The sequence below is a fragment of the Nocardia sp. NRRL WC-3656 genome (genome assembly GCF_000720265.1).
In the GTDB taxonomy this organism is placed as follows: Bacteria; Actinomycetota; Actinomycetes; order Mycobacteriales; family Mycobacteriaceae; genus Nocardia; species Nocardia nova.
The window spans coordinates 1-12,080 of the sequence record NZ_JOJF01000006.1 but is presented as its reverse complement, the minus strand read 5'-3'; the positions used below and the strand labels follow the sequence as shown (position 1 = coordinate 12,080).

Annotated in this window: 8 protein-coding genes; 4 read left to right on the top strand and 4 right to left on the bottom strand. The window is 68.2% G+C overall.

Translation table 11 applies throughout. From position 1 onward, the window contains the following. Positions 1-130 precede the first annotated feature (130 nt). Positions 131-583: a universal stress protein gene (locus tag IG65_RS0110065; RefSeq protein WP_030514596.1), complete on the top strand. Its 453-nt coding sequence runs from the start codon at positions 131-133 to the stop codon at positions 581-583. 28 nt (positions 584-611) lie between these two features. Here the strand turns inward: IG65_RS0110065 and IG65_RS0110060 are convergent, their stop codons facing one another. Both IG65_RS0110060 and IG65_RS0110050 read right to left on the bottom strand, forming a co-directional pair. Further along, a complete protein-coding gene (locus IG65_RS0110060) occupies positions 612-2,990 on the bottom strand; it encodes an ATP-binding domain-containing protein (RefSeq protein WP_030514595.1) in 2,379 nt (792 codons plus the stop codon). 225 nt (positions 2,991-3,215) lie between these two features. Next, positions 3,216-4,556 carry a diguanylate cyclase domain-containing protein gene (locus IG65_RS0110050; protein ID WP_369801503.1) on the bottom strand — a complete coding sequence of 447 codons (1,341 nt, stop codon included), beginning with the start codon at positions 4,554-4,556 and terminating at the stop codon, positions 3,216-3,218. A gap of 306 nt (positions 4,557-4,862) precedes the next feature. Between IG65_RS0110050 and IG65_RS0110045 the strand changes: the two genes are divergently transcribed. Both IG65_RS0110045 and uvrA read left to right on the top strand, forming a co-directional pair. Next, positions 4,863-6,005, top strand: coding sequence for a beta-ketoacyl synthase N-terminal-like domain-containing protein (locus tag IG65_RS0110045; RefSeq protein WP_030514593.1), 1,143 nt, complete (start codon positions 4,863-4,865; stop codon positions 6,003-6,005). Between the two features lie 107 nt (positions 6,006-6,112). Next, a complete protein-coding gene (uvrA, locus tag IG65_RS0110040; protein WP_030514592.1) occupies positions 6,113-9,067 on the top strand; it encodes an excinuclease ABC subunit UvrA in 2,955 nt (984 codons plus the stop codon). An 88-nt stretch (positions 9,068-9,155) separates the two neighbouring features. Here the strand turns inward: uvrA and IG65_RS0110035 are convergent, their stop codons facing one another. Continuing rightward, positions 9,156-10,454, bottom strand: coding sequence for a hypothetical protein (locus tag IG65_RS0110035; RefSeq protein ID WP_030514591.1), 1,299 nt, complete (start codon positions 10,452-10,454; stop codon positions 9,156-9,158). Further along, positions 10,454-10,675: a hypothetical protein gene (locus tag IG65_RS0110030; protein ID WP_030514590.1), complete on the bottom strand. Its 222-nt coding sequence runs from the start codon at positions 10,673-10,675 to the stop codon at positions 10,454-10,456. The genes IG65_RS0110035 and IG65_RS0110030 overlap by 1 nt, the downstream gene beginning before the upstream one ends. Positions 10,676-10,886: 211 nt before the next feature. On the opposite strand from IG65_RS0110030, the gene IG65_RS0110025 reads away from it, so the two are divergent. Continuing rightward, entirely contained in the window at positions 10,887-11,855 is a 969-nt protein-coding gene (locus tag IG65_RS0110025) for a nitronate monooxygenase family protein (RefSeq protein WP_036523946.1), read from the top strand. Positions 11,856-12,080: the final 225 nt, after the last annotated feature.

Here is a 12,080-nt window from a genome sequence, read left to right as displayed (position 1 = left end):
CCGATGTGATGTATTGCGATTGTCGATGATTCCGGCGCGATAACGGTTATGGTCTAGCGCAGTTGCCCGCGCGGGTTTCTGCTCCGGAATTGCGCGCAGGCATCCGCCCACTTGTACGTTTGGAGGAAAGATGACCGCCTACCGGTCCATTGTCGTCGGTACCGATGGCTCGGATTCGTCGTATGTCGCTGTCGAGAAGGCTGCCGCGCTGGCCGGCGACGCGGGCGCCACCCTGTACGTCGCATGCGCGTACTACCCGACCGACGACCGCGATGTGGCCGCTGCGGCCGATGTCCTCAAGGACGAGGCCTACCAGGTACGCGGCTCGGCGCCCACCAACGAGATCCTGCGCGTCGCGCGGGACAAGGCCGTCGCCGCCGGTGCGACCAACATCGTGGAGCGGGCCGTCGTGGGCGAACCCGTCGAGTCGCTGCTGAACCTGGTCAAGGAGGTGGAGGCCGATCTGCTGGTCGTCGGTAACCGCGGCCTCAACACCCTGACCGGGCGCCTGCTCGGCTCGGTGCCCTCCGACGTCGCGCGCAAGTCGCGCAGCGACGTCCTGATCGTGCACACCGTGCGCTGACGTTCGCCCGACCTGCCGCTCGAGGTCCTCAGCGCAATGCGCCGAGGACCTCGGGCAGTGTGCCGGTGTGGACCACCGATAATCGCTGTGTGGCACGGGTGAGCGCCACGTAGAGATCGTTGAGTCCGCGCGGCGACTCGTCCAGGATGGCCTGCGGCTCCACCAGCACGACCGCGTCGAACTCCAGGCCCTTCACCTCCGCCACCGTCAGCACCTGCACGGAATCGCCCGCCAGCGAGGCGAATTCGCTCACCGTCGCATGCGGGGCGAGCACGGCGGTGATTCCGGGCTTGCCGGCCTCGGCGTCGACGAGTTCGGTCACCGCGGCCAGCGAGCCACCGGCCGCGACCTGCACGGCCCGCGGTGCGAAGCCGGATTCCCGGACGGAGCGGGGAATGGTCGCCTCCGGGTCGATCGCGGCCAGCACATCGGCGGCCACCGCCATGATCTCGGCGGGCGTGCGATAGTTGACCGTCAGCTCGGTGAGCTTCCAGCGCTGTGCGACATAGGGTTCCAGCATGCGCTGCCAGGACGAGGCGCCCGCCGGATCTCCGGTCTGCGCGACATCGCCGACCACCGTCACCCAGCGATTCGGGATGCGCCGCATCACCATTCGCCACGCCATCTCCGACAGTTCCTGCGCCTCGTCGATGATCACGTGTCCGTAGGTCCAGCTGCGATCGCCGGCAGCCCGCTCGGCGGTCGTCTGGCGGTTGCGCACATGCTGGCGTTCGGCGAGCTGTCCGGCGTCGATCAGGTCGTAGGCCATGAGGATTTCCGGATCCAGGTCGTCTTCGAGATCCTGCGGCGCCGAACCGGTCAGGATGTCGAGCGCCTCCTGCGCCTCGGCCAGCTGCGCGCGCCACCGCCGCCGCGAGCGTTCCCGCTCCTCCGCGTCGTCGATGCCCAGCAATTCCGCCAGCTCGTCGAGCAGCGGCGCGTCCGCCGCCGCGAAAGCGGGCCCACTCGCCGCGTCCGGCGCGCGGAACAGCTCCTTGCGGTCCTCGGCGCTGAGCCGGTCCGCGGCGTGCGCGAGCCGCTCCGGCTCGGCCCACAGGTCGGCGAGCACCTGCTGCGGGGTCAGGATCGGCCACAACTGCGCGATCGCGCGCTGAATGCCGGCGTCGGCACGCATCTCGTCGCGAATCTCGGTGAGGTCGGCCTGACTCAGCAGATTGCGCCCGGAGCTCGACGGCCGCCGGCCCGCGGCGGCATCCGCCTCGTCGACGGTGTCGGCGAACTGGTCCTTGCCGATGATCTGTGCCAGCTGGTCGGTCAGCGCGTCGACCACCGAGGCGGCGAAGATCGGACGGGCGAGGTTGTGCGGGCGGCGCGAGGAGCGCGCCCGGCCGCGCGCACGGGTGGCGATCTTGCGATCCAGCGTCAGCTCGTACCCGTCGAAGTCGAGGCGGACCGGGTCGCGCGGCACCTCCTGCCGGTCGCGCACCGCCTTCTTCAGCACATCGATCATGTCGAGCGAACCCTTGAGTTCGCCCGCGCGCAGCGAATCCTCCAGTGTCGCTTCGACTCCCGGATACAGATTGCCGATCGTGGACAGCAGCACGCCGGTCTCGCCCAGCGACGGCAGCACCTGGCCGATGTAGTCGAGGAAGGTGGAATTGGGGCCGATGATCAGTACCCCGGCCTTGTCGAGCTGCTGGCGGTAGGTGTAGAGCAGATACGCCGCACGATGCAGCGCGACCGCGGTCTTCCCGGTACCCGGACCGCCCTGGACCACCAGCACGCTGCGGTGTTCGGAGCGGATGATGGCGTCCTGCTCGCTCTGGATCGTCTCGACGATATCGGTCATGTGGCCGGTGCGCGCCGCGTTCAACGCGGTGAGCAGGGCGCTCTCACTGCCGACGCCGCCGTCGTCGGAGTCGATCGCGCCGGCCCGCCGTGCCATGTCCAGATCGAGATATTCGTCGCTGATACCGGTCACGTTGCGGTTGCGTGAGCGGATGTGCCGGCGCCGGGTCACGCCGTCGGGGGCGGCGGTGGTGGCGAGGTAGAACGGGCGGGCCAGCGGGGCCCGCCAGTCCAGCAGCAGGGTGTTGTAGTCGTCGTCCTCGTCGAGGATGCCGAGGCGGCCGATGTAGCGGTACTCGCCCGCGGCGCCCTCGTCGCCGGTGTTCTCCGCGGCCAGATCGATCCGGCCGAAGCACAGCCCGTTCTCGGCGGCGTCGTATTTGGCGAGGTCTTCGGAGTAGAGCTGGGTGAACGATTCGCGTTCGCTGCGAGCCTGCGGGGTGCCGCCGGTCTCGAGCAGCACTGTCTTCAGCCGGCGCTGCGCGTACTCCCTCATACCGTCGAGCCGCTGATACAGCAGGGTGAGATAGCTCTGCTCCCGCTCCAGTTCGGCAGCGCGATCGGTGGCGGGGCGATCCTCGGTGAGGCGGTCGGGCAAAACGGAACTCCTTGTCACCACAGGGGCCGAGCGGGCCGCGCGCGAAGAGAACGGAATCGTCGAGTCTAGTTCGGGTTCGCGGGACTCGCCGTAGTCGCAGGTGAACGCGTCGCGACCACGGTAGTGAAATGTTGCACTACCGGGACGTCGAACGTCGCCTCGAACTCGGCCGTGCGATCGGGCCGGACGGGCAGCAGCGCGTGTTCGAGGATCATCGCGGATCTTTCAGGAGGCGTGAGTGTTGTTCGGTCGCCGTCCCAGGGCGTTGCTCTCGGAGGTCGCCGGTTTGGCACGGTACATCGCCAGATCGGCGTCGTGCAGCACCGCTTCGGGAGTACGCGGATCACCCGGGCGCAGCGCGGTGACGCCGATCGATGCCTCGATGTGGATGCGGTGGCCGCGGGCGATGATCGGCTCGGCCATGGTCTGGCGCAGCCGGGCGATCAGGCCGTCCAGGTCGTCCGGCTGGGTGCGGCCGGACAGCAGTACCAGGAATTCGTCGCCGCCGATGCGGCCGACCACATCGTCGGTGCGCAGGCCGCGCTGCAGTCGCTGGGCCACGATCTGCAGCACGGTATCGCCGATCGCGTGGCCCAGGGTGTCGTTGATGGACTTGAATCCGTCGAGGTCGATGAACAATACGTTCGATACCGGCGACTGCTCGTCGACGCCCAGCGCGGTCGCCAGCCGCGAGAGCACCAGCGATCGGTTGGCCAGCCCGGTGAGCGGATCGTGGGTCGCCTGATATTCCAATTGCCTTCGGCTGGCACGGAATTCGGTGACGTCGTTGAACGAGGAGACGGCCGGCGAGTCGGCTGCGCCCGGGTTGAGCAACCGGCTCGAACCCGACAGCCAGCGCCGCTGCCCGTCCGAGCGGTCCACGCCGAACACGTAGCGGGAGATGGTTTCTCCCGTGGCGAGGGTTCGTGCCACCGGGTGATGGCTCGGGGCCAGCGGCTGGGCGTTCGCGTCGAGCAGCGCCAACGGCAGCGAATCGATGCGGCGGCCGACCAGATTGTCGCCTTCCTGACCGAAGATGCGCAGCGCCGCCGGGTTGATCGATTCGATCCGGCCCTCGCGGTCGATGACGACCACACCCTCCTCGAGTTGCGACACCACGGCCGTGAAATGGTGTTCGGCCCGGCGCTGCGCGGCCTCGGCGCGGCGCTGAGCGGTGAGGTCGTGGATCACCACCTGATAGGCGAGCCGGTTCTGCCAGACGGTGAGCACCGAGACCGTCTCGACGTCGACCGCCTGGCCGTCGCTGCGGATCAGGGTCATTTCCGCTGTCTCGGACGCGTCGCCGGTCTGGTGCAGCCGGTCGATGCGCTCGAGCATCGCGGGCACGTCGCGATGCGCCACGAACTGGGTGACCGGATGTCCGACCACCTCGTCCACTCCGGGGGCGGCCAGCAGCCGCACGATCGCCGGATTGGCGTACACGACGATGCCTTCCTCGTGCACGACGACGCCATCGGGACTGTGCTCGACCAGGGTGCGGTACCGCTGGGCGAGCACTTCGGCGTCCATCACGGCCTCGGGCCGGTTCTCACCTGCCTCAACCACATGTAACCCCCTGATCATGGTCTGTTCAGGTCAATTGGCGCACGGGATCATTCTGATGGTGACGTACCGCGGATCGCAGCGCGGACGGTATTGGTTCGGTCACAGTTCAGGTTCTTATCGGGCCTGTGAGTGATCATGACAGGTGCCCGTTCCCGCGGTATCGGCGGACGGTACGCTGTCGGGTTCGGGTTCGGTCCGGTCGGGGGGCCGGACCGGGTGTTACGCCGAAGGCAGCTGCCCAGGCCGGGTGTAGGAGCGCGAATGCCGAACACAACCCCGATGTCGACTCGAGAATATCAAGATCGTATGCCGATCGCAGGTATCGGCGTCGTCAGCGGTTACGGCTGGGGCAGGGAGACGCTGTGGCGCGGTCTGCACACCGGTAAGGCGGCCGCCGGGCTCTATCCCGGCTACGGCGCCGACCGCGACGAATACGCGTGGATCGCCCTGGTGCCCGACGGCGGCGACGAGGCGCTGAGCCCGAGCCGCTACGCCCGAGCGGTTCAGGAGGCCGCGCGCGAGGCGATCGCCGATGCGACCGAACGAGGCTGGCGTCCGGGCCGCACGGTCGGGGTGATCCACGCGATCGTGCTCGGCGACGTCCGGGACTGGGAGGACTTCTACCTCGCCGACGACAGCCGCCGCCGCTCCCGCGACTATCTGCGGCTGCTGCCGTCGACTCCGATCTCGCTGCTGATGCAGGAATTCGGCTTCCACGGCCCCTCGATGAACGTCTCGGCGGCTTGCAGTTCGGCCAACGTCGCGCTGATCACCGCGCAGATGTGGCTGGATCAGGGCTTCGCCGACGACGTGATCTGCGTGACCACCGACCTGTCGGCGAGCCCCGACATGGTCCACCACTTCGTGCAGATGGGCGCGGCCGTGATCGACGCCGATCCGCTGGAGGCGTGCCGGCCGTTCCAGGAGGGCAGCCGGGGATTCAGCTTCGGCGAGGCGTCGGTCGCGTTCGTGGTCTCGCGGCAGGTGGAGCGGCCGTACTGCGCGATGCTGGGCGGCGCGATGACCAATGACGCTTATCACGTCGTGTCCGTCGACCCCGGTCTGGAGCGGATACTGGACTGTACGCACCAGGCCCTGAACCGGGCCGGGGTGCGCCCCGGGGACGTGAGCTACTACAACGCCCACGGACCGGGAACCCGGCAGTGCGATGTGGCCGAACGGGCCGTGCTGGCGCGGATCTTCGACGACCGCCCGCAGGTCTATTCGATCAAGCCGCTGACCGGACATTGCATGGGTGCGGCGGCCGGCGTCGAGATCGCGGCGACGGCGCTGGGGTACGAACGCGGCGTCGTGGTGGCGCCGCCGATCGTGGCCGAGGCGCATCCTCGCCTGCTGGACGGACCCACCCCGTTCGCCGGCGGATTCACGGTGAAGACCTCGCTCGGAATGGGCGGGCACAACTCCGTGGTGGTGCTCGGCCCGGCGTGAGAGCCGGGGCCGCTCGCGGTCGTGTCACCGAACTTGTCGGTGGGTGTGCTTAGCATGGCGTCTGGGGAGATTCTGGACGCCGAATTTCGATCGAGAAGGGACAGCCGGTGGCGGATCTGTTGACCGTGCGCGGAGCTCGGGAGCACAACCTGAAGGGAGTGGACCTCGACCTGCCACGCGACAGCCTGATCGTGTTCACCGGACTGTCCGGGTCCGGTAAATCCAGCCTCGCCTTCGACACCATCTTCGCCGAGGGCCAGCGTCGCTACGTCGAATCGCTGTCGGCGTACGCCCGCCAGTTCCTGGGGCAGATGGACAAGCCCGATGTGGATTTCATCGAGGGACTCTCCCCGGCGGTGTCGATCGACCAGAAGTCGACCAACCGCAATCCGCGCTCGACCGTCGGCACCATCACCGAGGTCTACGACTACCTGCGCCTGCTGTACGCCCGCGCCGGAACCCCGCACTGCCCGGTCTGCGGTGAGCTGATCGCCAAGCAGACCCCGCAGCAGATCGTGGATCAGGTGCTGGAGATGGAGCCCGGCACCCGCTTCCAGGTGCTGGCCCCGGTGGTGCGGACCCGCAAGGGCGAATTCGTGGACCTGTTCGACCAGCTCAACACCCAGGGCTACTCCCGGGTGCGGGTCGACGGTGTGGTGTATCCGCTCACCGAGCCGCCGAAGCTGAAGAAGCAGGAGAAGCACGACATCGAGGTCGTGATCGACCGGCTGGCCGTCAAGCCGACTTCCAAACAGCGGCTGACGGATTCGATCGAGACGGCGCTGCGGCTGGCCGACGGCATCGTGGTCCTGGATTTCGTCGACCGCGACGAACACGCCCACGACCGCGAGCGGCGGTTCTCGGAGAAGCTGGCCTGCCCGAACGGTCATCCGCTGGATATCGAGGATCTGGAACCGCGGTCGTTCTCCTTCAACTCGCCGTACGGCGCCTGCCCGGACTGCACCGGTCTCGGCATTCGCAAGGAGGTCGATCCGGATCTGGTGGTGCCCGACCCGGAACTGAGCCTCAACGACGGCGCGATCGCCCCGTGGTCGCGCGGGCAGACCGCCGAATACTTCAACCGGCTGCTGTCCGGGCTGTCCGAGGCGATCGGCTTCTCGATGGACGCGCCGTGGAATACGTTGCCGCTCAAGGCCCGTAAGGCGGTGCTCGAGGGCAGCTCCGATCAGGTGCACGTGTCCTACACCAACCGCTACGGCCGCAAGCGGTCCTACTACGCCGACTTCGAGGGCGTGATGCCGTTCCTGCAGCGGCGGTTGGAGAGCACCGAGTCCGAGCAGATGAAGGAGCACTACGACGGGTACATGCGCGATGTGCCGTGCCCGGTCTGTAGCGGTGCGCGGTTGCGCCCGGAGATCCTGGCCGTCACACTCAACGCCGAAGCCGGACGCCGTTCCATCGCCGAGGTGTGTGATCTCTCGATCCGCGACTGCTCGCGCTTCCTGAACTCGCTCGAGCTGGGGGAGCGGGAGGCCGCGATCGCCGGTCAGGTACTCAAGGAGATTCAGGCCCGGCTGGGCTTCCTGCTCGACGTGGGCTTGGAATATCTGACGCTGTCGCGCGCGGCGGCGACGCTGTCCGGCGGTGAGGCGCAGCGCATCCGGCTGGCCACCCAGATCGGTTCGGGACTGGTCGGCGTGCTGTACGTGCTCGACGAGCCGTCCATCGGCCTGCATCAGCGCGACAACCGGCGCCTGATCGAAACCCTCACGCGGCTGCGGAATCTCGGCAATACGCTGATCGTGGTCGAACACGACGAGGACACCATCCACTCCTCGGATTGGGTGGTCGACATCGGCCCGCTGGCCGGTGAGCACGGCGGCCAGGTCGTCTACAGCGGCCCGTACCCGGGTCTGCTCGAGGATCCGAATTCGCTGACCGGCGCCTATCTTTCGGGCCGCGAAGTGATCGAGGTGCCGCTGGTACGCCGGCCGGTGTCGAAGAAGAAGCAGCTCACCGTGGTCGGCGCGAACGAGCACAATCTGCGCGGCATAGATGTGGCCTTCCCGCTCGGCGTGCTGACCTCGGTCACGGGCGTCTCCGGTTCCGGCAAGTCGACGCTGGTCAACGACATCCTGGCGACCGTGCTGGCGAACAAGCTCAACGGTGCGCGGCAGGTGCCCGGCCGGCACACCCGGATCAACGGCCTCGACCACCTCGACAAGCTGGTGCAGGTCGACCAGTCCCCGATCGGGCGCACCCCGCGCTCGAACCCGGCCACCTACACCGGCGTCTTCGACAAGATCCGCACCCTGTTCGCGGCCACCACCGAGGCCAAGGTGCGCGGCTATCAGCCGGGCCGGTTCTCCTTCAACGTCAAGGGCGGCCGGTGCGAGGCCTGTTCCGGCGACGGCACGTTGAAGATCGAGATGAACTTCCTGCCGGATGTGTACGTGCCCTGCGAGGTGTGCCACGGCGCCCGGTACAACCGGGAAACCCTCGAGGTGCACTACAAGGGCAAAACCATCGCCGAGGTGCTCGACATGTCGATCGAGGAGGCGGCCGACTTCTTCGAACCGGTCACCTCGATCCACCGATACCTCAAGACCCTGGTCGATGTCGGCCTGGGGTATGTGCGGCTGGGGCAGAGCGCCCCGACGCTGTCCGGTGGTGAGGCGCAGCGCGTGAAGCTGGCCGCCGAACTGCAGAAGCGCTCGACCGGGCGCACGGTCTACATCCTCGACGAGCCGACCACCGGCCTGCACTTCGAGGACATTCGCAAACTGCTCGCGGTGATCAACGGATTGGTCGACAAGGGCAACACCGTCATCGTCATCGAGCACAACCTCGACGTCATCAAGACCTCCGACTGGGTGATCGACATGGGTCCCGAGGGCGGCTCCGGCGGTGGCACCGTGATCGCACAGGGCACCCCGGAAGACGTTGCGGCCGTTGCCGACAGCTATACCGGCCAGTTCCTGCGCGAGGTTCTCGACAAGCCCGCCGCACCGGCGAAGGCGACGAAGACCAAGAAGGCGACGGCCACCAAGTCGGCGGCTGCGAAGCCGGCCGGGCGTCGCAGGACGGCCGCCGTCGGCTGAGCATCGCGCGACGGACCCGCTGGTTTCCGGCGGGTCCGTCTCTCAACGATGTCGATCGGTATCAGCGGCGCCGGTAGGTCGCGCTCGATCAGACCGCGTCCCAGCTGTCGGCGCCGCGGCGGCGGCCGAGCTGCCGGCGCCGGAAGAAGACCTCTTCCACCGACACCGAACTGGCAGCCACCGCGCCGGCCACCGTGGTCAGCCGCGGGTCCTCGCTGCGCTCGTCCAGATGCCATTGCACGCCCGCGCGGCGTTCCGGCGGCAGCATCGCCCAGCGGCTGCCGATCCGCGCCTGGACCGAATGATCGCCCGCCGCAATGATTTCCAGCAGGACGGGCCACAGATCGGCCTCGGTGGCATGCGAGGGCAGCGCCGCGATGGTGGCGTCGGACTGCTGGGCGAGCATATCGGCCAGCGCCGGCCGCATCGCGGGATCGAGCAGTGCCAGCAGGGCGAACAACCCGCGCCAGGGCGCCGGATCGGAGCAGCCCTCCAGGCCCTGCAGCAGGGCGGCGGCCACCGCGGTATCGGTGAAGATCGGCAGTGCCGCCATCGCCGCCAGGGCGGGCGGGCGCAAGGTGTCGAAGAAGACGGCCATATCGCGCACCGCCCGGCCGTGGATCGCGGTCGTCACCAGATTGCCCAGGAGGGCGGGCGTCCCGACGCCCAGCACGATATCTCCCACGTCGGCGACGACATCGGCGTCGCAGCGCGCGAAGATCGACAACGCCGCCAGCCGCAACTCCGGTGACCCGTGCAGGACGGTCTGGATCATGCGCGGCATCCGGCGCGCCGGGCCGTTGAGCAACTGGCGCAGCACGGAGGTCAGGGCGCTGGTGGAGAAGGCGAACGACGCCGAGAAGATCAGGCCTTCGTCGTCGGGGACGCCGCGCTCCACGGCTTCGATCAGCCGGGGTGACGCGTAGCCGAGAAACGGCCCCGCGGTGATGTAGTCGCGCCGGCGCAGCACCTCGTTGACGATCTGCACGATCGGTTCCGGTGGCGCAATATCGGCCAGTTCACCGACCGTGCGCGGGTCCAGATACGGCGCACAGTCGGCCGCGTAGCCGATGCCGAGCAGTGCGACGGTTTCGGCGGCCTTCTTCGGGTGATCGACGCCCACCGCGCCGGCCGCGCGTCCGGTCAGCGCCGGCGGCACCAGCTTCTGTACCAGCGGCATCGAGATGCCGAGCGGAATGATCGGCACCAATCTGCTGATCCGCTTGAAGGTTTCGGCGTGCTGATCGAAGACGATCGCGGCCATCCGCTGCTGCAGTTCGTGCAGATTGCGGGCGCCGAGGCGCTCCAGATGAGCGAGCCGTTCCGGTGGAACGTGCAACGTGCGGGCGAGCAGGATGAGCTGGGCGCGGGTTACCGGATCCGTCATCAGTCCAGCAGGTTCCCGAACATGATCTTCTTCGCCGGCGCGCGCAGCGGCCGCGGCAGGGCGCTGATCATCGAGTCCACCGACTGCGACAGCGCCTGCGCCTCCTCACGACGTGCCTGCGTGAACAGCGACAACAGGTCCGCGCATTCGTGATCGGTCAGTAGATCCGTGGCGGCGATCGGCCCGCCGAGTTCGTGGTCCAGATCTCTTCTGGCGGTCATGCTGCACCCCGGTATTCGTCACGTCTTCCGCTGGAACGTACCCATGAAGACATCCGGCGAATCATAGAAGCCGGCTACCGCGGGGCGAGGCCGAAAATGCCCGCATTGGGGTAAGTCACCGCGAAAAGCGGCGAGTGCTCGAGCACGACAACGACCGGCCGGTCCGCACGCCGCCGTCAGGTCCGCCGCACACACCTGCGACGATCGGGGCATGGCGATCCCGACCGCATTCACCGAAATCCTCTCCGTCCGCCACCCGATCGTCTCCGCGCCCATGGGTGGCGAAGCGGGCGGGGCCCTGGCCGCCGCGGTCTCCGAGGGTGGCGGTCTGGGGCTCGTCGGTGGTGGTCGCGGCGACCGGGAATGGGTCGAGCGCGAACTGCGACTGGTGCGCGAGAACACCACCGCACCATGGGGAGTCGGCTTCCTGAGCTGGGCGATCGACCGAGCCGTACTCGACCACGCGCTGTCGTTCGATCCGGCCGCGGTGGTGCTGTCCTTCGGTGACCCGATGCCGCTCGCGGCCGCCGTCCGGGACGCGGGTGCGGTGTTGATCGTGCAGGTCACCGATGCCGACGAGGCGCGGCGGGCGCTGGACGCGGGCGCGGACGTGCTGGTGGCGCAGGGCAGCGACGCCGGTGGTCACTGTGCGGCCCAGGGCATCGGGACGCTGTCGTTCGTGCCGACGATCGTCGATCTGGCGGGTGCGGTGCCGGTCCTCGCGGCCGGTGGCATCGCCGACGGTCGTGCGATCGCGGCCGCGCTGGCGCTCGGCGCGGCCGGGGCGATGGTGGGCACCCGCTTCCAGGCGACCCACGAGGCTCTCGTGCCCGCCGAACTGGGCAAGGCCCTGGTGGACGCCGCCGGCGCCGATACCGAGGTGAACTGGACGCTCGACATCGCTCGCGGCGCACCGTGGCCGGAGAAATATCCGGCCCGCACCCTGCGCAACACCTTCCTCGACCACTGGCGCGGCCGCGACGACGAACTGCGAACCGACGAGGCCACCCTGCGCGACTACCGCCAAGCCGCCGCCCGCAACGACCTCACCGCCGTTCCGGTGTGGGCGGGCCAGGCCGTCGATCGGATCACCTCGATCGCTTCGGCCACCGAACTGGTGGGTGTGCTCGCCGCCGAAACCGAAGCGGCGCTGCGCCGAATCGCGGTGCGCGAGGACTGAGTTCGACAACGGCGCCGCTGTCGTAGCGGCGTTCGCGGTCGGGCTGGAATCCGCCTGGACCTTGACCACAGGGTGGTGCGTCCATCATTATGAACACACGTTCATGAACAGACGTTCATAATGACTCGAAGGACTCTCAATGACTGTGTCAAGCCGCAGCTGCCACCGATGTCGGGCGGATGGCACTGAATTCGCGGCCGTCGCGCAGCAAGGCCCACAAGACAT